Origin of the sequence: Noviherbaspirillum aridicola, from assembly GCF_019656455.1 — a bacterium.
Taxonomy (GTDB): domain Bacteria; phylum Pseudomonadota; class Gammaproteobacteria; order Burkholderiales; family Burkholderiaceae_D; genus Noviherbaspirillum; species Noviherbaspirillum aridicola.
In genome coordinates, this window is the sequence record NZ_BPMK01000019.1 from 43,392 (window position 1) to 67,815 (window position 24,424).

The 24,424-nt window shown below is 68.0% G+C and carries 21 protein-coding genes; 11 read left to right on the top strand and 10 right to left on the bottom strand.

The genetic code is table 11. From position 1 onward, the window contains the following. Window positions 1–14 precede the first annotated feature (14 nt). The 6 genes from NCCP691_RS18700 to NCCP691_RS18725 are packed head-to-tail and all read right to left on the bottom strand — an operon-like array spanning window position 15 to window position 8,151. Window positions 15–1,385, bottom strand: coding sequence for a beta-barrel domain-containing protein (locus tag NCCP691_RS18700; protein ID WP_220810084.1), 1,371 nt, complete (start codon window positions 1,383–1,385; stop codon window positions 15–17). Beyond that, the gene (locus tag NCCP691_RS18705; protein WP_220810085.1) at window positions 1,375–3,906 is read right to left on the bottom strand and encodes an FHA domain-containing protein; all 2,532 of its coding nucleotides are present in this window, start codon (window positions 3,904–3,906) and stop codon (window positions 1,375–1,377) included. Before NCCP691_RS18705 ends, NCCP691_RS18700 begins: the two co-directional genes overlap by 11 nt. A 12-nt stretch (window positions 3,907–3,918) precedes the next feature. Beyond that, complete coding sequence (locus NCCP691_RS18710) at window positions 3,919–5,322, bottom strand: efflux transporter outer membrane subunit (RefSeq protein WP_238482501.1); 1,404 nt, start codon at window positions 5,320–5,322, stop codon at window positions 3,919–3,921. Window positions 5,323–5,345: 23 nt separating this feature from the next. Next, window positions 5,346–7,280 carry an HD domain-containing phosphohydrolase gene (locus tag NCCP691_RS18715; RefSeq protein ID WP_220810086.1) on the bottom strand — a complete coding sequence of 645 codons (1,935 nt, stop codon included), beginning with the start codon at window positions 7,278–7,280 and terminating at the stop codon, window positions 5,346–5,348. 5 nt (window positions 7,281–7,285) lie between these two features. Then, window positions 7,286–7,702, bottom strand: coding sequence for a DUF4399 domain-containing protein (locus NCCP691_RS18720; protein WP_220810087.1), 417 nt, complete (start codon window positions 7,700–7,702; stop codon window positions 7,286–7,288). 14 nt (window positions 7,703–7,716) lie between these two features. Beyond that, window positions 7,717–8,151 carry a DUF4399 domain-containing protein gene (locus NCCP691_RS18725; RefSeq protein ID WP_220810088.1) on the bottom strand — a complete coding sequence of 145 codons (435 nt, stop codon included), beginning with the start codon at window positions 8,149–8,151 and terminating at the stop codon, window positions 7,717–7,719. 168 nt (window positions 8,152–8,319) lie between these two features. Between NCCP691_RS18725 and NCCP691_RS18730 the strand changes: the two genes are divergently transcribed. Next, window positions 8,320–9,492, top strand: coding sequence for a formylglycine-generating enzyme family protein (locus tag NCCP691_RS18730; RefSeq protein ID WP_220810089.1), 1,173 nt, complete (start codon window positions 8,320–8,322; stop codon window positions 9,490–9,492). Between the two features lie 197 nt (window positions 9,493–9,689). Here the strand turns inward: NCCP691_RS18730 and NCCP691_RS18735 are convergent, their stop codons facing one another. Continuing rightward, on the bottom strand, window positions 9,690–11,687 hold the full coding sequence (locus NCCP691_RS18735; protein ID WP_309295127.1) for a serine/threonine protein kinase: 1,998 nt from the start codon (window positions 11,685–11,687) through the stop codon (window positions 9,690–9,692). Between the two features lie 326 nt (window positions 11,688–12,013). Between NCCP691_RS18735 and NCCP691_RS18740 the strand changes: the two genes are divergently transcribed. From NCCP691_RS18740 to NCCP691_RS18755, 4 genes are all read left to right on the top strand, one after another. Next, window positions 12,014–12,316: a hypothetical protein gene (locus NCCP691_RS18740; RefSeq protein WP_220810090.1), complete on the top strand. Its 303-nt coding sequence runs from the start codon at window positions 12,014–12,016 to the stop codon at window positions 12,314–12,316. 507 nt (window positions 12,317–12,823) lie between these two features. Beyond that, a complete protein-coding gene (locus NCCP691_RS18745) occupies window positions 12,824–13,114 on the top strand; it encodes a hypothetical protein (protein WP_220810091.1) in 291 nt (96 codons plus the stop codon). Between the two features lie 36 nt (window positions 13,115–13,150). Next, window positions 13,151–13,432: a hypothetical protein gene (locus tag NCCP691_RS18750; protein WP_220810092.1), complete on the top strand. Its 282-nt coding sequence runs from the start codon at window positions 13,151–13,153 to the stop codon at window positions 13,430–13,432. 37 nt (window positions 13,433–13,469) lie between these two features. After that, window positions 13,470–13,733: a hypothetical protein gene (locus tag NCCP691_RS18755; protein WP_220810093.1), complete on the top strand. Its 264-nt coding sequence runs from the start codon at window positions 13,470–13,472 to the stop codon at window positions 13,731–13,733. A 215-nt stretch (window positions 13,734–13,948) separates the two neighbouring features. Here NCCP691_RS18755 and NCCP691_RS18760 read toward each other — a convergent pair whose 3' ends face one another. The 3 genes from NCCP691_RS18760 to NCCP691_RS18770 form a co-directional block, all read right to left on the bottom strand. Then, window positions 13,949–16,375: a hypothetical protein gene (locus NCCP691_RS18760; RefSeq protein WP_220810094.1), complete on the bottom strand. Its 2,427-nt coding sequence runs from the start codon at window positions 16,373–16,375 to the stop codon at window positions 13,949–13,951. 284 nt (window positions 16,376–16,659) lie between these two features. Next, a complete protein-coding gene (locus NCCP691_RS18765) occupies window positions 16,660–18,780 on the bottom strand; it encodes an F-box protein (RefSeq protein WP_220810095.1) in 2,121 nt (706 codons plus the stop codon). Between the two features lie 239 nt (window positions 18,781–19,019). Further along, window positions 19,020–21,272, bottom strand: a complete 2,253-nt coding sequence (locus NCCP691_RS18770; protein WP_220810096.1) for an F-box protein — start codon at window positions 21,270–21,272, stop codon at window positions 19,020–19,022. A gap of 348 nt (window positions 21,273–21,620) precedes the next feature. Between NCCP691_RS18770 and NCCP691_RS18775 the strand changes: the two genes are divergently transcribed. The 6 genes from NCCP691_RS18775 (at window position 21,621) to NCCP691_RS18800 (ending at window position 24,322) form a co-directional block, all read left to right on the top strand. Then, complete coding sequence (locus tag NCCP691_RS18775; RefSeq protein WP_220810097.1) at window positions 21,621–21,911, top strand: hypothetical protein; 291 nt, start codon at window positions 21,621–21,623, stop codon at window positions 21,909–21,911. A 42-nt stretch (window positions 21,912–21,953) separates the two neighbouring features. After that, window positions 21,954–22,247, top strand: a complete 294-nt coding sequence (locus NCCP691_RS18780) for a hypothetical protein (protein ID WP_220810098.1) — start codon at window positions 21,954–21,956, stop codon at window positions 22,245–22,247. A gap of 56 nt (window positions 22,248–22,303) precedes the next feature. Continuing rightward, window positions 22,304–22,567 carry a hypothetical protein gene (locus NCCP691_RS18785; protein WP_220810099.1) on the top strand — a complete coding sequence of 88 codons (264 nt, stop codon included), beginning with the start codon at window positions 22,304–22,306 and terminating at the stop codon, window positions 22,565–22,567. Window positions 22,568–22,705: 138 nt separating this feature from the next. Then, window positions 22,706–22,915: a hypothetical protein gene (locus NCCP691_RS18790; protein WP_220810127.1), complete on the top strand. Its 210-nt coding sequence runs from the start codon at window positions 22,706–22,708 to the stop codon at window positions 22,913–22,915. Window positions 22,916–23,180: 265 nt separating this feature from the next. Continuing rightward, window positions 23,181–23,462: a hypothetical protein gene (locus NCCP691_RS18795; RefSeq protein ID WP_220810100.1), complete on the top strand. Its 282-nt coding sequence runs from the start codon at window positions 23,181–23,183 to the stop codon at window positions 23,460–23,462. 68 nt (window positions 23,463–23,530) lie between these two features. Next, entirely contained in the window at window positions 23,531–24,322 is a 792-nt protein-coding gene (locus NCCP691_RS18800) for a PP2C family protein-serine/threonine phosphatase (RefSeq protein WP_220810101.1), read from the top strand. The last annotated feature ends 102 nt before the right edge of the window (window positions 24,323–24,424 follow it).

Sequence of the window (24,424 nt, forward strand, 5' to 3'; positions counted from 1 at the left end):
CTTCTCCCGCGGCGCTATCCCCCGACCTGCCTGAACGGATCGAGCGCCAGGTCGATCAGCCTTCTTTCCCGCACCACCACTTCCGACACCGCCGTCATCCCGTAGCGCAGCGGGTACTTCTGGTCGCCGACCAGATAGTGGTCGCGTTCCAGCCTGATGCGTCCCTCGTACACCGGCTGCTTGTCCTTGCTGCCCGGCTTGGTGGCCGGCGAGATGGATTCCAGCGTGCCGTTGATCAGCCCGTGCCGCTGATAGGGAAAGGCGTTGAACTTGAGCTTGACCGGCAGCCCCTCGCGCAGAAAGGCGCGGTCGTGCTCGGCGATCTCGACGCGCAGCATCGGCCGGGCGTCACGCGGCGCGATGCCGCCGAGCGGAGTATTGGCCTGGATCTTGTCGCCGGTCTGGGTGGAGGTCACTTCGGTGACGACGCCGTCGACCGGCGCGACCACCAGCAGGAAGTTGTCCTTGTCGATGTTCTCGAAGCGGATGCGCGCCGCAGCGTCGGCGACCAGCCGCGCGGTCTGCACCTGCAGCCGCAGCTTGTCCTCGGTATTGGCGACCTCGCGCACCGCGGCCTCGTACTGCAGGCGCAGGCGCTGCAGTTCCTGGCCGCTGGTCTCCAGCCGCTCCCGCGCCTGGCTGGATTCCAGGCTCTGCCGCGCGCCGAGTTCGCTCAGGCGGGACTGCGCGACGCGGAAGGCGTTTTCGGCGGCGAGCAGGCTGTTGCGCTTGGATTCGACCTGCAGCTGGGAGACGCCGCCGCCGCCGGGCAGCTTGAACAGGCGCGCGTACTTGTCGGCTTCCTCGCGGGCGGCGTCGCGCGCCCGGCGCGCATCCTCGAGATTGGTGCGCGCTTCCTGCATCTGCGCCCGCTGGCCCTCGGTGAGCAGGCTGGTGCCGTCGGCAATCCGTTTCTCATGCAGGCGCTCTTCGGTTTCCATCTGCTGCCGCAACGTGTTGACGCGGCGTTCGAGCATGGCCTGCTTTTCGGGAAACTCCCGCCATTCGCGTTCCGCATCTTCCAGCTTGAGCTGGGCTTCCAGCGCGCGGGTGGCGGCTTCTATCGCGCCGCGCGCATAGAGCCGCGCCACCACGTCGCCCTGCGACACCGGCTGTCCCTCGGCGATGTAGACATTGGCCAGTTCGCCGTCGATCGGCGCGTACAGGCGCCGCACTTCGGTGTCGGGCATCAGCGTGCCCGGCGCGCTGACCAGCACATCGGCGCGGCCGAAGAAGGACCACAGCAGCGCCGCCAGCACCAGGCACAGCATGACCAGCACGCCGGCCTGCATGAAGCGCGACGGCGTTTCGGACAGCAGCGCGATGCCTTCCGAGCTGTGGTCTTCCAGCGCCTCGGAAAGCGGACGCAGGTTTCTATCGTTCATCGCCGCCTCCCAGCATGTCGAGCTTGGTCTTGACCAGCGCCGGCGCCAGCGTGCCGGCACGCGCGTCGATCAGCGCGCGCCGCTGCAGCGCGAGTTCGGATTCGATGTCGCGCTGCAGCTGATTCCACTGCGCCGGGTAATCCGCCTGCAGCTGCCGGTATACCCGCAGGCCCTGGCGCTGCGCCTCCGCGGCGGCGGACAGCAGGCCGGCCTGCGACCGGAAGCGGGTGGAGACCCCGGGCTCGATGCGCTGGCCCTGTTCTATGCCGCCGTTGACCTGGTATTCGCTCCACAGCGATTCGGCGCGGGCGATGCGCTGCTGCGCCGCCCTGAGCACCGGTTCGCGGCGCGCGGCCAGTTCGGCGCCGAGACGTTCGATGAACCAGGCATCCTGCAGCGGATCGGCGCTGCCGTAGAAGGCGAGCAGGCGCTCTTCCTGCCCGCGCGCGTCGCGGCCCTTCAGCGCCGCCTCATAGCGCGCGAGCAGCGCCTGCCTGCGCGCGGCATCCTGCGCCACGCCGTCGCGCCACGGGCCGGATTTCTGCATCGCCTGCAGTGCCGACAGCGCCTGCTGCGCCTCGCCGCGCCGCCAGGCGGCGGTCACCGCGGCGTAATCGCGCATCAGGTCGGGCGGCGGCAGTTCGCGGGCCGCCAGCTGCCGCATCCGCTCCTGGAACGGCGGCGTGGCGAAGCGGGCGCGCTCGGCCGCCGCCGCAAGGGCGCCGAGCCGGCGTTCGCGCAGTGCATCGGCCAGCGGCAGGTACTGCGCCAGGTCGCGGCGGATCTCGTCCAGACCCTGGATGCGCGGGTACTTCTGCGCAGCCTCGTCGAGCAGGCCCGACACCGCTTCCGGCCGCCCGCGCGCGAGCTCGTTCGCGATGCCGCTCTTGAGACGTTCAATGGCCGCCAGGTAGACCGCGTTCTCCGCCTGCAGACCGCGCAGGTAGCTCAGGGCGGCGGCATAGGGCCCGGAGAATTCCGGCACATGCGCGGCGATGCGCGCAAGCGCGCGCTGGTGGGCGGCGGTGTCGCGATCCCACCAGGCGAGCAGCGACTTGATGGTTTCCTCGTCCGAGAAGATGCGCAACGGCGCGTCGGCCTGCGGCCGGCGCGCGGCGAAGGCCTGCAGGCCGCCCAGCCACGAGAGTTCGCGCAGCAGAGGCTGGAGTTCCGGATTGCCCGCGCCCTGCTGCGACATCCGCGCCAGCACGCGGCTGCCTTCGTCGAAGTTGCCTGCCTTCTGCGCCGCGAGCCATTGCGGCAGATGGGCCTTGAGCAGCGCTTCGGTGGCGAGCGACTGCAGGCCGACATCGCCCGGCCGCTCCGCCAGCGCCTCCGCCGCCGCCTGGGAGGCTTGCGCATAGTCGCCGTCGGCCATCAGCTGCTTGAGATACCGTCCCTCGTGCCCGCTCCACCAGGCCGCGAATGCCACCGCCAGCAGCGCGGCGAGCGCGGCCAGCCACCAGCGCCGGTTGCTGCCTCGCGCGCTCCGGCTCTCGCCGTGGAACGCCTTGCGGAATTCCGCCAGCAGGGTCGCCCGGCGCCCGCGCCGCGGTCCGCCCTCGTCGGCGCGCGCCGCCTCGGCCTCGGGCGGTTCGCCGTCGGGCGCATCGGCCTCGCCCGGCACCGAGGGATCGATGCAGAAGATATCGAGAAAGGAATCGGCGGCGGCGACGAAGGTGGTCTTCTCGGCCACCTCGGGCGGCAGCGCGCGCGCGATGGCGGCGGCCGGCGCGGCAGCCGGGCCGACCCGGGTGACGGTGGGGTCGAGCGTGACCTCCGGCGCCTGCAGCACGACCTGGTAGACGAAGTGATGGCCGCCGAAGGCGAGCGTGTCGCCGTCCTTGAGCGCGACCGCGTGCTCATCCAGCCTGCGCTCGTTGACGAAGGTGCCGTTGGTGCTGCCGAGGTCCTCGACGAAGGGCGTGCCGCCCTTGAGGAAGATGTGCGCGTGACGGCGCGACAGATAATGGACCTGGTGCGGGAACGCTTCCTTGTAACGCGCGAAGGCGTCGTCGGCCTTGCTGACCAGGAAGGGAAAGCGGCTGATCACCAGCGGCTGCAGTCCCGCGGCCGGATCGTGCGGCATCAGCGTCAGAGCGGCCACGCGCGGCGCGCCGCGCTCGGTGCGGCCGCTGCGCCCGAGATGCACGCGCCAGGACAGGCTGCGGCCGAAGCAGATTTCATCGCCGTCATTGAGGCGGCTGATCTTTTGCTGGATGTCGACGCCGTTGACGGTCGTGCCGTTCTTGCTGTCGAGGTCGGCGATGAAGACCGCGCCGTACTCGCAGAAGATGCGCGCATGGCGGCGCGACAGGTCGGCCACGATCTCCGGCGGATAACTGTCGAACGGCCTTTCGTTGCGGCCCACCGCGAACAGCTCGTCCTCGATGCAGATATCGTCCAGCTCGGGATGCGACAGCGGCTTGAGCACGATGTCGTACTCGGCGCCGCCGCTTTTCGGCTCCAGCGTCGTCACGGCGCTTGCTTCTATCGGATGGGCGGATGGGTTGGCTGCCATGTATGCTCCGGCTCAACGGTTGGCGACTTCGACCGGCGGCCAGCCGCCGCCGAGCGCCTTGTAAAGTGTGACCGTATCCGACAGTATCTGTTGGTGGTTGGCCAACAGGGCCAGCTGCGCCGACAGCAGCGAACGTTGCGTCTCGAACAGTTCGAGCTGCGAGACCAGGCCTTCCTTGAGCTGGGCCTCGATCTGCGCCGACACCACCTGCAGGTGGTCGACCTGCTGCTGCAGCTCGGCACGCTGCTTGCGATGGGCATCGAGATTGACCAGCGCGTTCTCGACTTCTTCCAGCGCCGCGATCACGGTCTTCCGGTACTGCTCTTCGGCCACGCCCGACCCCGCCTGCGCGCTCCGGATGCGGGCCTTCACGGACGGATCGAAGATCGGGAAATTAATGCTCGGCATCAGGCCGAAGGTGAACGAGCGCAGCAGATCGGTCAGCGCCAGGCTGGAGGTGCCGCCGCGCCCGGTGAGGCTGATTGACGGCAGCTGGGCCAGCTTGGCCTGGCCGACCAGGTCGTAGGCCTCAAGCACCCGGTATTCCGCGGCGACGATGTCCGGACGCCGGCGCAGCAGCTCGGCGGGCAGTCCCGCCGGCACCGGCGGCAGGCTCACCCTGTCCTGCAGGTAGCCGTGCGGCACCCTGAACTCGCCCGCCGGCGTGCCGAGCAGCGTCGCCAGCGCATTGCCCGCCAGCTCGCGCGCCCGCGACAGCTCCAGCATGTCGGTGGTGAGCCGGTTGATTTCCGCGCGCTGCTGCAGCACCCGCGTGTTCGGAATCAGGCCGTTCTGATGCATCGCCTCGTAGGTGGCGAGGATGTCGCGGTTCTTCGCCAGCGTCTGCTTCTGCTGGTCGATCTGCTGGTCGAGCTGCAGGATCTGGAAGTACGTGGTCGCCAGGCCCGACACCAGGTTGAGATAGCCGGCGCGCCAGTCGGCCTCCGAGGCGCGGAAGCTCGAGGTCTGGGCCTGCACGCCTTTTTCCACCCTGCCCCAGATGTCGATGTCCCAGTTGACCTGGGTGCCGAGGTTGAACTGCTTCGAGAATTTCTGGCCGGTGCTCTTTTCGAAGCTCGCGCCGGCGCCGGCGTCGAGCGTGGGCAGCGCGCCCGCCCGCGCTTCGCCGATCTGCGTCTCGGCCTGGCGGATGCGGGCGGCGAGTATGCGCAGGTCGATGTTGTTGTCGATCGCACGGTCGACCAGCTGATTGAGCTGCGGATCGCGGAAGCCCTTCCACCAGTCCGGCTGTATCGCCTCGCCCGGCGCCACCCGCGCCTGTTCGCGCTCGGAAAACGCGGTCTTCATCGGCGCCTCGGGCCGCTGATAGGCCGGCATCGACACATCCGCGCAACCGGCCGCACCCGCGCACAGCAGCAGCGAGGCGACCGCTTTCATACCTGAAGTCTTGCTCATATCCCCTCCATGCATGGCGCGCGTCAGACGGCCGTCCATGCTTTCGATTCCACAAAAATGCGGAACAGGCTCGCGTCGAGCTTGCCTGCCCGGCACTCGGCAGACAGCAAGTCCAGTGCCTGCTCGGCGGGGATGGCTTTTTTGTAAGGACGGTCGGCGGCGGTGAGCGCGTCGTAGATATCGCAGATGGTGAGGATGCGGGTCTGGATGCTGATCTGGTTGCCCTGCAGTCCCATCGGGTAGCCCGAGCCGTCGAGCTTTTCATGATGGCCATGGGCGATGCTCGGCACGCTGGCGAGATCGCGCGTCCACGGGATCAGGATCAGGAAGGAATAGGAGTCGGCGACATGCGATTCGATCTGCCTGCGCTCCTGCTCGGTCAGGCAGCCCTTGGTCAGCGACAGCGCCTGGTACTCCGCCTCTTCGAGCAGGCTCAGGTCGGGCAGCGCCGCGGCGCCGCAGCCGTACTCGAGTATCGCCCGCAGGTCGTGCTCTCCCTCGCGATGCGAGACCGACGGCTCGTTGGCGGCGCGGATCGCCTCCAGGAAGGCGTCGAGCCGGGCGAATTCGCTGTGCAGCGTGTCTTCCGCCTCGCGCCGCGCCGCTTCCAGCGCCGCCATGTCCAGCCCGCCCCGCATCTGCGCATCCACCAGCCGGCGCCAGGCTTCGCGCTCGAGGCAGGCGCGCACATGCGCGAAGCGCTGTTCGAGCAGCCGCAGGTCCTGCGGATAGAGCTTCTTCTCCTTGCGCAGCACATGCTCGGCCACGCCCACCTTGCCGAAATCATGCAGCAGCGCGGCATAGCGGATCTCGCGCAGCTGGTCGCGGCTGAACGCGAAGCGGGCATAGGCCGGATCGGCATCGCGCTCGAGCGCGCGCGCCAGGCTCTCCGCATACCCAGCCACGCGGAACGAATGCCCGGCCGTCACCGGATCGCGTTCCTCGATCGCCTGCACCGAGGCCCGCACGAAGCCGTCGAGCAGCTGCTCGATATCCGAATACAGCTGAAAATTCTTGAGCGCCACCGCGGTCTCGGCGCACACGCCGTTGAGCAGTTCCAGGTCCTCGGCGCGGAAGGCATACGGATCGCTCGAGGTATCGACCTGGATCAGGCCGAGGCATTCGTCCTCGAGCAGCAGCGGCACGCACATCACGCTGCGGATGGCCTGCGCGATGATGGAGTGCTGGCTGCCGAAATGGCGGTCCGACAGGGTATCGACCGACAGGATCGCGCGCTTCTTCTCCAGCACTTCGCGCAGCAGCGTGCGCGACAGCCGCACCTGGCTCAGGTCTTCGATGCGGCCGTCGCGATGGCGCGCCGCGACGGGCTCGGGCTCCTCGCCCTTGGACTTGCGCAGCAGGATGAAGGCGCGCTCGGCCAGCGGGAACAGGTCGAAGATGAAGTTCATGATCTTCGCGGTCAGGGTCTCCCTGTCCTTGACCGCGCCGAGCGCGATGCTGACCTGCGCCATCGCGTGCAGCTTCTGCACCGCGCGCCGCATCTCGTCGCGGCTCGCGTCCGCCGCCGGCGGCACGAAGCGGGTGACGTCGCTGGCATCGACCGAGGCCGCGATGATGGACGGCATCTGCGCCGGCGACGGCGCGATCAGCGAGTGGAACACCAGCGGCACGCCCGCCAGCGACACTTCCTCGCCATCCCGCAGCCGGTGCCATGCGCCGGGCGCGAGCCGCTGGCCGAGCACGAAGGTGCCGTTGAAGGAATGCAGATCCTCGATGAAGTATTCGTCATCGCGGCGCCGGATGCGTGCGTGGCGGCGGCTGATCGTGTGCTCGGGGATGCAGAGGAAGCGGTCGGGCCCGAGCGAGTCCTGCGGCTCGCGTCCGATGACGATCTCGTCCTGCAGCGGGAAGAAATTCTGCGCGCCGCCGCCCACGGCCAGCTCGAGATACGCCGCCACGCCGGGGGAGGCTGATGCGCTGGGTCTTCCCGTGTCCATTGCAGTCACTTGACGGTGATCGTGATCTTCTTCGAGTACACCGGCGGATCGTGCGGCACGTGGTTCTCGTCGCCCATCAGCAGCTGCAGCGTATGCCTGCCCGGCGGCAGCTCGATCATGGTCTCGGTCTCGCCGGCGCCGAAATGCAGGTGATTGCGGTCCGACGGAATCTCCTGTCCCGGCGGCGTCAGTTCGGTATCGATCAGCAGGTGGTGATGGCCGGTGTTCGGATACTGCACCTTGGCCGGCGCCACGCCCATGTCGCGCAGGCCGAACCAGACCTTGAACGGCTTGCCGGCGGCGATCACTTCACCGTTGTTGGGCCAGCCGATATACAGATGCGCGTTCTTCGGCGCCGGCGTGGCGGCCGGCAGCGACGCGGAAAACATGAGCAGCAGGCTCGCGGCGAACAGTGTTTTCATATCGTCTCCTCTCGCTATTTCACCGTCACCGTGATTTTCTTTGAATGCACCGGCGGATCGTGCGGCACGTGGTCGTGGTCGCCGAGCAGCAACTGCAGCGTGTGTTTTCCGGGCGGCAGTTCCACCCTCGCCTCGGTCTCGCCGGCACCGAAATGCAGATGGTTGCGGTCGGATGGAATCGGCTCTCCGGCGGGCGGCAGCGGCGTGTCGATGAGCAGATGGTGATGGCCTGCCTTCGGATGGCGTATGCCCTTGGGCGTCACGCCCATGTTCTGCAGACCCATGCGGACCCAGAACTTGCCGCCTGAAATCACGGCCCCGTCCTGCGGCCAGATGAAATAGACGCGCGCGCCGGGCGGCGCCGGACTGACTTCGGCGGAGGATGCCGGGCCGGCCGGCAGCCACAGTGCGGTGAGGGAAAGGACGCAAAGAGGAAAGAATCTTGCCATGTGATCGTCCTTTCTTGCTGAGAGGATGGGCACTTGCGTCGCCGCTCTTCACCATAGAACACGGTTCGCGCGGCGGCAGCGGAATACCCGCGCCGCTTTGATATTGGACAGAGTGCGCCTTGCGAGACGGCACAAAGATGAACAGCCGACGCCGCCCGGAGACTGATCATGCAACCTCGCCGCCAGTTGCTGCGCCTACTGCTGCCAGTCATGCTTGCCGCCCTGTCCGTTCCGCCGGATGCCGCGATCCTGCCCAAGGACAGCGACGAACAGTACGAGCTGACCTTCTGGGAGTCGATCAAGGACAGCAATCATGTCGGCGATTACGAGGCCTATCTGAACACCTATCCGAACGGCCGCTTCTCCGCGCTCGCCAAGGCCCGCATCGCACGCCTGAAGGCCGCGGCGCCGAAGACGGAGAGCAAGCCGGAGCAGAAGACCGAGACCGCCCGGCCGGAGGCGCCGAAGACCGAGCCGCCGCGCACGGAAAAGAAACCGGAAGCGCCGCGCGCGGAGAAAAAGCCGGAGCCGCCGCGCCCGCCGGCCAGGGCCGAGACGCCGCCCGAGAAAACGCCGGCCGCGCCCGCTGCCGCCGCTGCTGCCGCTGCTGCCGCGCCGGCGGCGGGCAATGTCAAGGAAATCCGCGACTGCCCCACCTGCCCGGTGCTGGTGTCGCTGCCTCCCGGCAGCTTCACCATGGGCAGCGCCAGCGGCGACCCGAGCGAGCGGCCGCCGCGCAAGGTGAGCATCGCCCAGGGCTTTGCGATCGGGAAGTATGAAGTCACGGTCGCGCAGTGGAATACCTGCGTCGAGGCCGGCGCCTGCCAGCGGCTCACCACCGCGGACGGGCCCGCGGCACCGGTGCGCGACGTCAGTTGGGAAGATGCGCAGCAATACCTGAAATGGCTGTCCACGCTCACCGGCAAGTCCTACCGCCTGCCGACCGAGGCCGAATGGGAATACGCGGCACGCGCCGGCAACGGCAGCCGTTACTGGTGGGGCGAGCAGATGCGCCCGAAGATGGCCAACTGCAAGGACTGCGGCGAGCCCTGGCGCAAGGAAGGACCGGCCGACGCCGGTTCGTTCGCCGCCAACGCATTCGGCCTGCACGACATGAGCGGCAGCGTCTGGGAATGGGTCGCCGATTGCTGGAACGCCTCCCACGCCGGCGGCCCTTCCGACGCCCGCGCACGCGACGCGCCCAACTGCCGCACCCGGGTCATCCGCGGCGGCTCCTGGCGCGACGGCGAAAGCTACATGACGGCCGCGACCCGCTTCAAGTACGAGGGCAGCGTGCGGCAGTCGCAGAACGGGTTCAGGGTGGTGCGGAGTGGGGAGTAGCTGGGATTGCATGTTGTGCGCCCCGAAGGGCCGCCAAGGAGCACGGTGCTTCCAGGTGGGGCCGGCGTCCCTGCCGGCCCGGACTACCGTGGTCCGGAGAGCATTCCATGCGCTGGTCGTGCGGTGCGACGCGGGTTGTGCCACCTCCGCCGGGCCGGCACGGAGGCCGGCCCTGCTCACGCTGAGACCCGCGCCCCCTACTCCTTCCGCGCACTCGTCGTAATCTGCAAGAAATCCACCCGCACCCTGTCCGCGCCCTTGCCGGCCTTCATCTGCTTCAACTGCCGCTCCAGGGCGGCGAGGTAATCCGCTCCTTTTTCGCTCTCCTTGCGCATGCCGTCGAACAGCGGCGATGGCGTGACGAGGAGCACGATGAGGTCGGTGCCGAATGGCGCGCCGATCACCCAGTTGCCGAGCGTGCCGAGCGCGGCCTCGTGATTCGGGGGTGCCTGGTTCGCCCGCAGGCGGGGACCCGGCAGCAGATGCACCACGCTGCCGTCGAATGAAAAATAATCGACGTTGACGTAGCTCTCATAACCGGGCGTCTTCAGGTCGAGCACCAGCTTGTCGCCCTCCTGCAGCCTCGCACCGGCCGGCCGGGTCCGGATGCTCGCCGGGTCGCCGGCCTGACGGTTCTGCTTCCAGTAAGGCGCGAGCAGCGTGACGATGCCGCACTTGGCCTCGCCGATCTCCTGCACCTGCAATCGCACCTCGGCGACACCGGCGGCGGCGAGGGTGTCCTTCAGCCGCCCCGCTCCGTAACTGGCGGGCAGCAGTCCGTCGACGGTCAGCGCATCGCCCCGGAAGGCGGGCTGCAGCGCGGCGCAGGGCACTTGCGCCAGCAGACGTTCGATGTCCGCAAGGTCGGGTTTCTTCGCCGGCGGCGCTGCGGCCGGCGCGGTGGCGACGGGCGCCTGCGCTGGCCGTGGCGACGAGGCCCACCAGTAGGCCCCGCCCGCGGACAGCAGCGCCGCGATTGCGGTGCCGCCGGCGATGGCGGCAAGCGGCCGGCCGCGGCGCTCGTGCGTGCCCATCTCGTGCAGGAACTGCTGCACGCTCGGCGTGCGCGCGTCGCGGCTGAAGGCGAGTCCGCGCCGCAGCGCGCGCCATGGACCGAGCCCCAGGCCGGGAGGGCGCCTTGGTGTCAGCGCGGCGTTGCGCGCCTGCGCCGCCGTCTGGCGCTCGAACGGGTGGCGACCGGTCAGCAGCTCATAGGCGATGCAGGCCAGCGCATAGATGTCATCGCGCGGATCCGGATCGCGATGCTCGAGCATCTCGGCGCTGGCATAGGCGGGCGTGAGGCCGCCGAGGCTGCCGGGATCGAACACCGTGGCCTCGCTGTCCTCGGTCGGCTTGTTGATCGCGCGCGCGATGCCGAAGTCGATCACCTTGACCTCGCCGCGGTCGGTGAGGATGACGTTGGCCGGCTTGAAATCGCAGTGCACGAAGCCGCGCTCGTGCGCGTAGGCGAGCGCGCGTCCCATGCCGTCGACGATGCGCATCGCGTCGGCGAAAGGCATGCCGCGGAACTCCGGGTCGCGCAGGACCTGCGAGAGCGGCTTGCCCTGCAGGTATTCCATCGTCAGGTAAACCGTATTGCCGTCGCGGTCGAAATCATAGACCGCGACGATGTTCGGATGCGCCAGCGTCTGTGCCTTCTTCGCTTCCCGCTGCAGCGCGATCAGCGATTTCGGATGCGCGCGGAACTGCACGTTGAGCACCTTGATCGCGATGTAGGGCTTGCGGTCGGATGCCTCGAGCTTGCGCAGGTCGAGCGCCTTGTAGACCATGCCCATGCCGCCGAAGCCGATGCACTCCTCCAGCACGAAACGGTTGTTGAGCGTGTCGCCGACGCCCTTCATCGGCTCGCTGCCGGCCCCTTCCAGCGGAAGCGGCATCGACGGCTGCGAGAATGTCGACGCGTGCCGCCCTTCTCCGCGCAGGGAGGGACTGGTGTCGCCGCCGGCCACGGCGGGGCTGGCAAGTGCCGCGCGCTGGCGCAGGGCATCGATCACGTCCGGCGCGAGCATGGTGCGGGTACGCTCCTCATTCAGGATTTCCGTCAGCTGCGCGCTTCCGGTGCGGTCGCTGGCCAGCAGCTGGTCGACCTGCGCGAGCAGCTGCTCGCGGCTGAGCCCACCGTGCTGGAAACGAAGGAGCGTATGTTCGAGGCTGGCCATGGTGTCCTTATTCATCTGAATAGCGGGCAAGCACCGCCGACGGGGGTCACGCATCAAGCATGCCCGCCGCCGCGGCACGCGCGGGCACGGCTTGCGGCCCCGATGTCGGGCCGCGCCCCACAACCACGCCTCCAACCTGTCGGCCCGGTGCCGTCACCCCGTCCGGCGCGCCGGCGGCGCCCGGCACCGCGGCATTTACCGCAAACCCTTGTACGGCAGGGCCTTCCGTGGATTCCGGCGATTCGCGCCAGGCCCTGGCACGCTCCCTGCTGAATGGCGATCGAGTGCGAAACAAAGCGTCACTCGACCATCACGCCACCATTCATCAAGGAGAACCGCAAATGCAAGCCCTGCTCATCAAAGACCTGTCCATCGCCGCCGACCTCGACGCGTCCGCCATGTCCGCCGTTTCCGGCGGCACCGGCTACGGCTACTGCATGCCCGCCGCGTGCACGCCGTCCTGGCCGAAGTGGGACTACCCGATGCCCGGCAAGTCCGGCAACATCGACTTCAACGCCTCGCAGATGCTCGGCCAGAGCCAGAACACGACGGTCAACAACGGCAACAACGTCGCCTTCGCCTCGGGCATCAGCGCCAGCGTCAACCCGAGCCAGCACGGCGCCAACACCATCAACTTCGGCTGACCGACTGCTTCACCCATCCCGCCGGCGCCGCCCGTTTCCACGGGCGGCGCCGTCTTGCATTGCGCCCGCCGCGCATCCTTGCGTCGCGGGCGTTCCGCATGCTCCCTTCACCTTAGGGGCAGCGCCCGCGCGCGGCGCTGAAAAAACCCGGCCTTTTGACTCCGCACAAATCCATGTCGTCCGCCGTCGCACGCGCGCACCGTGCCGTTCGCGGCGGCCGGTGCGCGTCCCTGTCCATGCCCGCGGCGATGCTGCCGGCAAGTGTTCGGTCGCGCCACACAATCCGTAGCGGCAGCTGTTGGGCGGGAGCCGCCATGCGAAGACGCGCGCCGGATGACAGATTGCCCACCTCGGCCCTGCGGCGCATGAAAAATCCTTTCTTTTCAATGGCTTGCAGCGATTCCGGCGGCGCGGTCCCGGCCTGGCACGGTCCCTGCTGAAAGGGGATCGAGTGCGAAACAAAGCGTCACTCGCCAACCGACCCAACCACTCTCAAGGAGATTCGACATGAAAGCACTGCTGATCAAAGACCTGTCCCTCGCCTCCGAGCTCGACGACGCCGCGATGTCCGCCGTTGCCGGCGGCACCGGCTACTGCATGCCCGTCGGCTGCTTCCCCTCGTACCCGAAGTTCGACTACCCGAAGGCCGGCGATGTCAGCTTCAACGCCTCGCAGATGCTCGGCCAGACTCAGGACACGGTGGTCAACAACGGCAACAACGTCGCCTTTTCTTCCGGCATCAGCGCGCATGTGAACCCGACGCAGCACGGCGCCAACACCATCAACTTCGCCAAGTAATCCCGCTTGCCCACATCGTCCCAAAGGAGAACCGACATGAAAACCCTGATCATCGCCGACCTGTCCCTCACCACCGAACTCGATCGCGCCGAAATGGCCGCCGTCCAGGGCGGTTACGGCAAGGAAGTCTACGCGCAGTATCTGAGCTCGATGCCGAAGGCGCCCGAGAAGCCGGCCATCAGCTTCGACGCAATGCAGTCGCTCGGCCAGGCGCAGAACACCATGGTCAACAACGGCAACAACGCGGCTTTCGTATGCGGCATCACCAGCAGCGTCAACCCGAGCCAGCACGGCGCCAACACCATCAACTTCGGCTGATCGGCGCGCGCCGAGGACCACCACTAGGAGAACCATCATGGCAAACATCGCTATCCACGACCTGCAGGCTTCCCGCGAACTGGGTGACAGGGAAATGTCGACGGTAAAGGGCGGCAACAGCTGGCTCGCCGGCCTCGGCCCCGTCGCCAACGTCAATATCGGCATCGACCAGAACATCGCGCAGATGCAGAACGTCCAGGTGAACGCGCTCAACAACGTCGGCGTCATCGGCGCGGGCTTCGGACCGCTCAGGCTCGACGTCAGCCCGGCTCAGTGGGCGGGCGCCGCCATCGCGCTGTAAGCAACGATTGTCTCCCCCTTGCCCTCTTTTCCGCCGTGCGCGGAGGGAGGGCTTTTTTGCTGCCGGCGCAGGCTGGCCTGTTCATCATTGCGTCATCCGGACGCGGCTCATGGCGCGCCGCCTGGCTCATCCATTCCCGGCTTCACCGCGTGGCGCCGCGAGTTCTTCCAGACGTGTGGCGAGCGCGCCGCGCTCCGCCGATGATCTGACGAACGTCAGGCAGAGGCCGATGTGTTCGCGCGCCGCCTGGAACTGCCCGTCGTCGTCCACCCGCGCGAGGACATCGATCGCCGCGCCGGCCAGAACGCCTCGTTGCGGCGATGGTGGCCGATCAGGCCGGTCAGCGCTTCCACCGCGGCGGGCGACGCGTCCCCCAGCACACCCACGATCGCCTCCGCGGCAGCACGCGCGAGCTTCATGGACGTGCCCTGATCTCCGCCGATGCGCGCGGGCAGCCCTTCCCTGCCCGCTGCAAGCAGCACCGCCCCGGGCCGGGTCAGGCGACGCACGATGCCGGCAGTCTCCTCGATCGCGGCATCCCTGTCGCTGGCGAAGCGGGCCGCCACCAGCAGCGTCCCGATGCATGCGGCGGCGTTCTCGTCGTCCACGGAGCGAAGGACCTCCGCCGCCTTCCTGAACAGTGTGTCGTTCCGCCCGGCCGACAGCTTGCGGGCCGGTGTCAGAATCCTGACAAGTCTTTCCGCCACGTCCCGGTCGGGTACTGCCCGCGACAGCAAATCGAGCGCGTCTTCCATCGCCGTGATCGCACGGCGCTCCGGCATCCCCTCGCGTGAATTGCCGAGTACGGCGGCAAGGGTGGCCAGCCTGTTGTGCTCATCCGAAAACTCCCCGGCCCTTGCCAGCGCGACCTCGATGAATCGCCTGCCGCCGCTGCCGCCGGCCGAAGAGGCATATTTCATGAGCGCATCCAGGCATGCGAGCCGCCCTTGCTCGCTCAGGCCCACGCGCCAGGCGGCGTCGAGCGCGGTTTCGAAGGCTTTGCCGCGAACGCCGCGCGGCAGGCCAGGCAGCACCCGCGTCACCGATACGAACCGCGCCGTCGCGGTGGCTTCGTCCTTGCCCATGAATGCAAGATCCAGCGCATCCGAAAAGCTAGTCAGTGCGCGGCGCTCATCGAGCAGCGATGCGCCGTGCTGCAGCACCTGCCGGATGGCCTCCAGCCGCTCCGCGTCGCCGGCGAGCCTCGACGCCTCGTCGAGCGCATGCGCGACGAACGCGGCGTGACCGCTCGCGCGGCGGGAGACGCACTTCATGATGGACCGCAGGCACGCGGCTTTCCCGCTTTCACTCAGGCCCGAACCCCAGGCGCGGTCAAGCGCCACCGTGAACGCGTCGCCGCGGACATCGTCGGGCAGCCCCGCGAGCACAGGCGCCAGGGATTTGAATCGCGCCGTCGCCTTGTCCTCGTCGTCGCCGCCCAGGGAAAGATCGAGCGCGCGCGACAGCATGTCGAGCGCCTCGTCGCGGCCCAGCTGGCGTGCCGCATGGCGCATCACATGCCGCAGGCCCTCCAGCTCGTTTGCCGTGTCGGCGAATTGCCCGACGCGGGCCAGGATCTGCACGGGGAAGTCCTCGCCGATCTCCGCGTGAGATCCGTGATAGGCGCTCATCAGGCTTGACAGCGCCCTGGCCCTGACCGGCTCCGACTGCGCGTATTGCCAGACGCGGTCCACCGCGTTTTCCAGCGATGCTTTCCTGACTTCTTCCGGCAATTGCCCGAAGGTTCGCATCACCTCGCCCAGGCCTCGCAGTGCGTCCTCTTCATGGCGGTCGACGATGACCAGCTCGATGGCGTCCAGGAACAGGGCCGTGCGGTCCGCAACGGGAAGGGATGCGCAACAGTGCAAGGCGTGCACCGCCAGCTGACGGCGCTCATGGCCCTGGAGCGGAGGTGCTTGTCGGGCTTCCTCGAAAATGCGCTGCGCGGCCGGCGCCCTGTCGTCCGCCGGTTGGCTCTCGATCATCAGGGCCTTGTGCATCAGCATGCAGGTCTTGCGGAGCATCTCGTCCAGCCGCGGCTGGTGGACGGCATGCTGAAGGACGGGTGCGAGGATCTCCGGTGGCATGCTCGCGAAATGCGCGGCGATTCTTCGGAATCCCGCAATACGTTCCTGCGGCCTGGGAGCGTCGAGCACGCAGTCGACAAGATCGTTCAGCATGGCCGGCCGGGGATCGTGCGCGACGCCCCCGTCCGCGTCCGGCCTCGCGGGCGCCTGCATGATGCGGGGCGCCAGGACGTCCAGCAGTTCCATCAGGCCATCCCCGCGCAGCCGGGGAGAGGGCTGCTTCATTGCAGCGAGTATCTGCCCGAGCCGGGCCGCCAGCTCGGCGGGCCGGGCCGAAGCGAGGCTGTGCGCCTGGTGAAGCAGCTTGCCCGCCTTGACCTCATGTCCGGCCATCTCTTGCACGAGCGCGTGCATATGCCGCGACGTGAGCATGGGACTGAGCAGTTGCTTTCTATCCTCGGACACGCTTGTGAAGATTTCCTTGAGCACGACGTTCGGCAGCTGCTGCAGCGAGTGTTGCCGCCGCCTCGCGTAGAGCGGCAGGTCCGACCTGCGGGTGACGGGCGCCGGCGGCGGCGACGTCTCCGGTTGTGCCCGCACCTCGTGGGCGCGCACGGGCGACGGCTGGACGGTCGGCTGCTGAACGGGCGAAGGCGAACGCGAAGCGATGGGAGTAACCATGATCGTTGTCTGTAATGAGGATGACCGGCATCTGTCGGCAGCCCTCGCATTTCGGTTCCGCCCATCGTTGCTTCATCGCCGCTTGCCCGCGTCCGACGAACCGCCCGGCCGGCGGTCGGCCGTGCCCGTCACCCTGGCAGAAGCGCTTCGGGCGGCCCCGAAGGGTCGCTGCCGTAGGCTTTCTTCCTGTCCGATCGCCCTGCGCGGAGGGAGGCTTCTTATCCGACGCGGGGAGAGACCAGGGTCCCGAGGTGTCCCGCCATGTCGGGACGCGCCGCCAGCGCGTCGCGGAATTCGGGGGTGCCCGTGACGGTTGCGGTTGCCTCCGCCAGGATGGCGCGATCCTGAATGAAACCGAGGCTTCCGATGATGTCGGACAGCATGCGTTCCCGATCTGCCGGCGGTGCATCGGGCGCGCGTGCAGCCAGTATCCGTACGCCGAGGAGCGGCGCGTTGAACAGCAGGTTGCCGGCGAGCCTTGTGACCAGGCGCTTGCTTCTTTCCTGCTCCGCCGGTCCATGGGAAGCCCGGACCGCGATTTCATGCGTGTTCAGGGCCTGCGCCAGAACCACCGGATCCGATATCGCGGTGGCCGCGGCGGCGAGCGTCTTGATGCATCCGGCCGCCGCCCTTGCGTCCGAGTACAGCGCCACACCGCCCAGTGCCTGCCTGAATATCGGCCCCATCCGGTCTCCGGGGACGCGCTCAAGCGGCCGCAGGATATCGAGGAGGGCTTCGGATTTCTCGACCTCGCCTGGTCCATCGCTGTCGAGCAGGGAAAGGGCTTCTTCCATTGCCGGGGCCAGGCGCTGCGCTGGAATACGGTGCGATGCGTCGCCCAGCAGGCGGGCCAGAACGAGCAGCCGGTTCGCCGGTTCCGAGAGTTCGCCCTGCCTGTCCAGCATCTTCTCCAGAATGGCGGGCCCGACGTCGTCAGCGCGGACATCGAAAGCCCTCATCAGGGCGTCCAGGCATGCCATCTTGCTCTCGTCGCCCTGGGCAGCGTGCCAGATCTTTTCCAGGGCGCTCCCGAAGGCCGCCTTGCATGCATCGGCCGGCAGTTTATCGAACAGCGATACCACTTCGAAGAACGGCGAGAGGTCGCCATGCCTTTCCGCGGATGCCGCCGCCAGCCCGAGCGCGCGAAATACCGCCTGCTCGGCATGCGGGGCGTCGACTGCGTCCCCGGCGGCGCTCAGAACGTGAATGATGGCATCGAACGCCAGCGTGGGATCGGCGATCTGCTGCGCCCGATCGAGGAGACCTTTCACAATGGGCCGCACGTCCTCCGGCGCGTGCGAACACGCATTCGCGATGTATTCAATGCCTTTCGCCTTGCCGCGCTCGCTCATCGTGCCCTGCCAGAAGGCATCGAGCACGTGAGAGAGCGCAGGCAATGCGTCGCGGCCGGGCGGAAGATCGTATGCGCGCAGCACGTGCGCAAGGCCGTGGAGCTTTGCCTCTTCCTCCTGGCCGTCGAGTACCAGGCTGGTCGCTCCCTTGAATGTCTGCAATCCCGCTGTCCCGGAATGCGGCGACGAATGCTGCAGGATGTACCGGCCGAGCACGCGACGCTCCGCGCCGCCCGGCGCGCGCAAACCCGACCGGGCCGCGGCGAGAATACGTCCCGCCGCCTCCGGTCGCTGCTCCTCCGGCAGCGAGGAAATGTCGGCCGCGGCGGACAGCATCCGCGAGAGCGCATGCGCCGGCGACTTGTCGAAGACATTGTCGGCCGACCTGGCATTCACATCCTGAAGAACATGTCGCAGCGCATCCGGGGGCAGTTGCTCGATGCTCTCCGCCACCGTGCAGAACCCCGCTAGCTTGTCCGCCGCCAGGCGGGCGCCGAGGACGAAATCGATCACACTGTCGAGCAATTTCCGCGATTCGGTACCGGGCGCGGCGAGGTTTTCCGGGTGCTCCTCGCTTTCGCCTTCCGCGATCGCATGGAAAAGCGGCAGGAGTGCCGCGGCGACCTCGTGGCGCTCGCGGGCCGGCAGCGGCAGGCGGGAATCGTTCGCCTCATCGACGATACCGCGGAAGGACCCGACCCGTTCAGCCGGCGGGCCGATAAGCGCGCGACGTGCCCGGAGAATCAGATCGGCCGCCTTGAACTTGTGCTGTGCATACTGCGAGACCAGGTTGTGCGTGGTCCGCGACGCATGCGCGAACCGGACCAGGTCGCGGGTGCTGTTGGGCAGGAATTTCAGGCACTCCTTCAGCACGTCGACCGGCAGCCGCTCAAGCGAGGATCGCTTGTCGGCATAGAGCGGTTTGGCCGACCTGTCGGGGTGGGATACGCCGCCGGCGGACGGCGCTTGGTCCGGCGCCCGTTCCATACGAGGTGAGGTGGCATGAGACGTCGTGGGCGAGGGCGAACGTGGGGCGACTGGAGTGAACACGACTGATTCCTTTGAGTGATGGTGGTAGGCAGGCATACGTTGCACATGCCCCTTGCCGGTTCCTGCTCAGACGCCGGGCGGTGCAAGCCGACCGGTCATTCGCCGTGGGATAGAAGCCCTCCTCGGCCATGGCCGGGCGATTTTCATGCGGGGCAACGGCCGTTCTCCGGACCGGATCACGGCTGCGGCTCCGCTCCCGGCGTGCCGGTTCGGACCGCCACCATCTCCTGCAAGCGCATGCCGAGCGCGGGGTGCGTCTGAAGGATCAGGGCGCATTGGCGCTCATCGCCGACGCAGCGCACGCCCTCGATGAACTCGGCCTGATTCTGCGTTTGCTCCAGGATATCGAGGGCGCCGCCGAGGAATGCGACCGCCTGTTGCTGCGAAGCGCGGGAGGCGACCGCAACCAGGTCCCGGATGGCGCCGATGTAGGACTGGTCCGGCTTGCCATAGATGATCCCGAAGACAAATCGGGTCACGCTCTCCCCCTCGGCGGGATTCAGGCCGGGGTGCGCCGCCAGGGCGGTGGCCGCCTTCAGCCGCGCGTCCGGCGACGCGAGTCCGCGGATCAGGGACAACAGCTTGCGCAACGCCCCGTCCGGATCGGCACTCTCGCGCGCGGCCCTGATCAGCACCCCGGCAGTCGGGCTCGCCTGGCCCCGCTCGAGCATCTCGCGGCCGAGGCTCAGCGCGCAATCGAAGAGCGCCTCGCTCTGTTCCGCAGACAGCAGGCCGAGGGGCTGCATGATCTTCCTGAGAAGGCCGAGCCTGCCCGCCTCGCTGATCCTCGCCTGCCCGAGCAGCCCGAATGCGCTTGTCATCGCCTCGGCCGCGCGTTCCGGCGGGATGCAATGCCGCGCCTTGTCGAGGACGCACGACAGGGCCTCGAGCCGGCGCGCCGGGTCCTGGATCTCGCCGATCCTGCCGACTGCGTCGGCAGTGAAACCCGGACCGATTTCGTCCGGCCGGCTCTGAAAGACGTCCATGAGCGCCTGCACCGCCCGGCTCCTTGCCGAGTCGTCCGTAACCGCCGCCCAGAAACCGTCCAGGGCCTGCCCGAAAACCACCGCGCGCGCGCCGGGCGGCAGGTGATCGAACACCTTCGCCAGCTCGAGGAAAGCCGACAGCCTGCCGGCATGCGAGGGCGCGGACAGGGCGAGGTCGAGCGCGCGTGATACGGCCTGCGTCGCCGGCTCGTCGCCGACCAAGCGGCGCGCATGTCGCAGCGCATGAAGCAGGCCGTCGAATTCAAGCCGCGGATCGGTAATCCGCCGCAGCTGTTGCAGGACCCGTCCCGCAAAGTCCTTGCCGTCGGCGGGCGACGCACGGCCATAGGCCTCCATGAGGCAAGCCAGGCCCCTGGCCCTGGCAGCGTCGCTCTTCGTTTCCCGCGACACCAGGCCGAGCGCATGTTCGAGCGCGTCGAGCCTGCGATCGCCATCGAGCGAGGGCAAGGCATCGAACACGATCCGCAGGCCCTCGATCTTCCCGTCCTCGCCGGCGTCGCCCATTGCAAGGGCCGTGGCGTGCCTGAAGGTTTCCAGTCCTTCCTCGCCAGCGAGCGGCGTAGCATGCAGCAACAGGTACTTCAGCAGCAGGTGGCGCGCGGCGCCGTGCAGCATGTGGGGTTCGGCGGCGGCGTCGGTCAGCAATTTCCGCGCGCCGGCGTACCGTGCGGCATCCGGCAGTTCCCGCAGATTCGCGGCGTCAAGCAGCAGACCGAGCAGCTCTCTCAGTCGCGCCGATTCACGCGGCGCCATGCGCCTGACCCTGTCGCCCGCATGTTCGAGAACGGACTTCAGCATATCCGGCGGGAGATGGTCGATATGTCCCGCGACGATGCAAAAGCCCTTGACCCTGTCGGCGGGCGCACGATCGTTGACCGCGACGTCGACCGCTCGCCTGAACAGCGCGCCGGCCTGCTCGTCGGGGACGGCGTTCCGGTTCATGCGCACGTACAGCGTCAGCGCATGGTCGAGCACCTCGTGCCGGAAGGAACCCGTCAGGACCGGCTTGCCCGGCTCGTGTTCCACGCGCGCCAGGATGTCTCGCAGTGCCGCGGACTGGTCGGGGCGGCCGGGCATGAAGGCCCGCCTGGCGATGCCCTTCAGATCCGCGACCTGGATATTCGGCTTTGCGAAAGCGTGGACGATGCCATGCATGGTGCGCGAGGTCAGCGCCGCGTTGCGCAGCTCGCTCTTGTCGGCCGGAAGCCATTGGACGACTTCCTTGAGCACATCCAGCGGCAGGCGCATCAGCGTCGGCCGGCGGTCCGCGTAGAGCCTTACCTCTCCCCGGGGTGTGCCGCCCGATGCCCCCGCGTCCCGCGCGCTCAGTGGAGGCGGTGCGGGCGATGACGATGCCTGCGCCGCGTGAGCGGATCGGCTGGGGGCGGGCGTCGACGAGCGCGACGATACGGGAGTAACCATGGCTGCATATCCTGATGTGAGCGCAATGCGGGTAGGTTGCCGCCGCTGCCTTTCCGGTTCCTCCTGACGAACACCGGTCCCGCTCCCCGTCCCTTGCGCCGCCACTGTTTCTCCCCGCCCGACATCTCGCGCGTGCCGGTGTCGGGTCCGTCCCGCCATCCCGTTCCGGGCCCGCGGCCGCCCTGCCTCGACCCACCGGCCTCACCTGCGTTTTCTCCTTTGTTTACAAGGGCTTGCGCGATCCTGCGCGCGGCCGGGCCGAGCTGGCACACCGCATGCTGTATAGCTCTCGAGTGCGAAACAAGCGTCACTCGCCAACCAACCCCATCCCATTCAAGGAGAACTGAAATGCAAGCACTGCTCGTCAAAGACCTGTCCCTCGCCGCCGAACTCGACGACGCCGCACTGTCCGCCATCCAGGGCGGCAGCGGCTACTACATGCCGAAGGACTGCTTCCCCTCGCTGCCGAAATTCGAGTACGGCAAGGCCGGCGACATCGACTTCAACGCCTCGCAAATGCTCGGCCAGACCCAGAACACCATGGTCAACAACGGCAACAACGTCGCCTTCGCCAGCGGCATCAGCGCGCATGTGAACCCAAGCCAGCACGGCGCCAACACCATCAACTTCGGCAAGTAATCCGCAGTCATCCATACAACCATCGCCCTTAGGAGAAACGACATGAACACCCTGACCATCACCGACCTGCCCCGCGCCGCCGAACTCGACGATGCCGCCCTCGCCGCCGTGCGCGGCGGCTGCTGGGGAGGCTACCGCCTGCCGGTGGACTGCTCGCCGTCCTGGCCCAAACCGGGATACGGCAAGGCCGGCGACATCGACTTCAACGCCTCCCAGATGCTGAGCCAGAGCCAGAACACCACGGTCAACAACGGCAACAACATTGCCTTCGCCCACGGCATCAGCGCCAACGTCAACCCGAGCCAGCACGGCGCCAACACCATCAACTTCGGCTGATCGCCTTCACGCGCGGGCGGGGCAATGCCCGCCCGCCCCATACAAGGAGCAACATCATGGCAAACATCGCTATCCACGACCTGCAGGCTTCCCGCGAGCTGGGCGACGGGGAAATGTCGGCGGTCAGGGGCGGCAACAGCTGGCTGGCCGGCCTCGGCCCGCTCGCCAACGTCAACATCGACATCGATCAGAACATCGCGCAGATGCAGAACGTCGAAGTCAACGCGCTCAACAACGTCGGCGTCATCGGCGCGGGCTTCGGGCCGCTGAAGCTCGATGTCAGCCCGTCGCAGTGGGCCAATGCGGGCATCAGCCTGTAAGCGGCACTTTCCCCGCACCATCCCCTCCTTCTTCGGAACGAGGGGATTTTCCGCTTGGTGCAGCCGGCGGCATCGGCTACAGTGTCTGCACGCATGCCGCCATCGACTCTTGCAACGATGCAGAAAGGACGGTTCATCATGACCAGGATCGCAATCAAGGACCTCGCCGACAGCGTGGAGCTCGACCACGAGGCGATGACGGCAATCAGCGGCGGCGCCCGCATCGCGCGGCAACAGCCGCTGCCCTCGCCGGCCGGCGCGCGACGCCTCACACAGTTCCCGTGGGACATCGGCATCTCCGCGCCGCAGGACCGGCGCGGCGGCAAGACCGGGACCCCCTCCCGCTGAACCTCTCCCGCCCGCCGCCGCTCGCGGCGGGCTTTCTTTCCCTTCCGCCCGTGTCCGCTGTTCGCCGCGCACCGACGCCGCGCCGCGCGACTGTCGGGCGCGAACCACCATCCCCGCAGGCATATTGGCGCCGCCGCGCGCGGAACCCGCGCGTAACCCAGGCGGCGTCGGCCATGCGCCGTCCGATCGTCGCGCACGGGTCGCTGGCACGGTCCCTGCAAATGCCGGTCATGGCGCGACAGTGCGCCGCATTCGGAGAACCAACATGTCTACCATCGTCATCAAGGACTTGCCCGGCAGCCGCCTGCTCGACTGCCGCGCGCTCGCATCGATACGCGGCGGCGGCGCGCCCTGGGTATTCGGCTGGATACGCCCCTATGTGGACAGCGCACCCGCGGCCGGCGGCGCCGTCTTCAACTTCTATCAGATCAACAACTACGCGGACCAGATGATCAACCAGGTCCAGCTGGTGGATGTGAACAACAGCGGCAACAACGCGGCCATCACGATCGATCTCGCCGAAACCAGTACCAATATCAAGCATTGATGCGATTTGCTGGACTATGGTGGTTATCTGCGGTCCGGATGCGGTCCGCACCGAGACGTGAGGTTGCCATGACTGACGCGTTGCAATTCCAGTGGACGTCGGCGTCCTGTTCGCATGTGGGCCTGGTCCGCGAGCTCAATGAGGACGCCTGCCTCGATCTGGCCGAGCACGGCCTGTGGGCGGTGGCCGACGGCATGGGCGGACACACGCTCGGCGACCTTGCCAGCCGCCTGGTGGTGGAGAGCCTCAGGCAGATGCCGCCGGCGCCCAGTCTCGAACGCTTCATGGTGGATGCGCGCGACAGGCTGCAGACCGTCAACCGGCAGCTGCGCGCGGAGGCGGCGGCGCGCAACGTGCGGATCATCGGCAGCACCGCGGTCGTGCTGCTGGCGCACGGCCGCCGCTGCGGCTATCTGTGGGCCGGCGACAGCCGCATCTATCTGTATCGCGGCGGCGAGCTGCGGCGCCTGACGCGCGACCACAGCCAGCTGGAAGAACTCAGGGCGCGCGGCGGCTTCGGCGGCGACGCCGCGCTGGCGCAGGTGGCGCGCAACCTGATCACGCGCGCGGTCGGCGTCGCCGACAGCCTCGAACTCGACGAGGACACCCTGGCGCTGCAGGACGGCGACATGTTCCTGCTCTGCAGCGACGGCCTGAGCAATGAAGTGAGCGAGACGGAAATCGGCGACGCCCTCGGCGGCGGCAACTGCGCGCAGGCCGCCGGCGAGCTGCTCGACCTCGCGCTGCGGCGCGGCGGGCGCGACAACATCTCGGTGGTCGCCACCCGTGCCAGGGATCTGTTCGGCAGCGAGCAGACCGTGCTCAATCCCGGCTTCGGCGAAGCCTCGCGCCCGGCCTGAGGCTGTTCCGCTGTCGGCCTTCCACCCACTCTTTCCACCCTTGCTGTCATGCCCGCTCCGACATCTTCCCATCCAGTCCGCGGCGGCGCGCGCCTGCCGGCT

Bases quoted from the DNA above. Each gene is read 5' to 3' on its own strand.
- NCCP691_RS18700 (WP_220810084.1), bottom strand. From the start codon at position 1,385: ATGAACGATAGAAACCTGCGTCCGCTTTCCGAGGCGCTGGAAGACCAC.
- NCCP691_RS18705 (WP_220810085.1), bottom strand. From the start codon at position 3,906: ATGGCAGCCAACCCATCCGCCCATCCGATAGAAGCAAGCGCCGTGACG.
- NCCP691_RS18710 (WP_238482501.1), bottom strand. From the start codon at position 5,322: ATGAGCAAGACTTCAGGTATGAAAGCGGTCGCCTCGCTGCTGCTGTGC.
- NCCP691_RS18715 (WP_220810086.1), bottom strand. From the start codon at position 7,280: ATGGACACGGGAAGACCCAGCGCATCAGCCTCCCCCGGCGTGGCGGCG.
- NCCP691_RS18720 (WP_220810087.1), bottom strand. From the start codon at position 7,702: ATGAAAACACTGTTCGCCGCGAGCCTGCTGCTCATGTTTTCCGCGTCG.
- NCCP691_RS18725 (WP_220810088.1), bottom strand. From the start codon at position 8,151: ATGGCAAGATTCTTTCCTCTTTGCGTCCTTTCCCTCACCGCACTGTGG.
- NCCP691_RS18730 (WP_220810089.1), top strand. From the start codon at position 8,320: ATGCAACCTCGCCGCCAGTTGCTGCGCCTACTGCTGCCAGTCATGCTT.
- NCCP691_RS18735 (WP_309295127.1), bottom strand. From the start codon at position 11,687: ATGAATAAGGACACCATGGCCAGCCTCGAACATACGCTCCTTCGTTTC.
- NCCP691_RS18740 (WP_220810090.1), top strand. From the start codon at position 12,014: ATGCAAGCCCTGCTCATCAAAGACCTGTCCATCGCCGCCGACCTCGAC.
- NCCP691_RS18745 (WP_220810091.1), top strand. From the start codon at position 12,824: ATGAAAGCACTGCTGATCAAAGACCTGTCCCTCGCCTCCGAGCTCGAC.
- NCCP691_RS18750 (WP_220810092.1), top strand. From the start codon at position 13,151: ATGAAAACCCTGATCATCGCCGACCTGTCCCTCACCACCGAACTCGAT.
- NCCP691_RS18755 (WP_220810093.1), top strand. From the start codon at position 13,470: ATGGCAAACATCGCTATCCACGACCTGCAGGCTTCCCGCGAACTGGGT.
- NCCP691_RS18765 (WP_220810095.1), bottom strand. From the start codon at position 18,780: ATGGAACGGGCGCCGGACCAAGCGCCGTCCGCCGGCGGCGTATCCCAC.
- NCCP691_RS18770 (WP_220810096.1), bottom strand. From the start codon at position 21,272: ATGGTTACTCCCGTATCGTCGCGCTCGTCGACGCCCGCCCCCAGCCGA.
- NCCP691_RS18775 (WP_220810097.1), top strand. From the start codon at position 21,621: ATGCAAGCACTGCTCGTCAAAGACCTGTCCCTCGCCGCCGAACTCGAC.
- NCCP691_RS18780 (WP_220810098.1), top strand. From the start codon at position 21,954: ATGAACACCCTGACCATCACCGACCTGCCCCGCGCCGCCGAACTCGAC.
- NCCP691_RS18785 (WP_220810099.1), top strand. From the start codon at position 22,304: ATGGCAAACATCGCTATCCACGACCTGCAGGCTTCCCGCGAGCTGGGC.
- NCCP691_RS18790 (WP_220810127.1), top strand. From the start codon at position 22,706: ATGACCAGGATCGCAATCAAGGACCTCGCCGACAGCGTGGAGCTCGAC.
- NCCP691_RS18795 (WP_220810100.1), top strand. From the start codon at position 23,181: ATGTCTACCATCGTCATCAAGGACTTGCCCGGCAGCCGCCTGCTCGAC.
- NCCP691_RS18800 (WP_220810101.1), top strand. From the start codon at position 23,531: ATGACTGACGCGTTGCAATTCCAGTGGACGTCGGCGTCCTGTTCGCAT.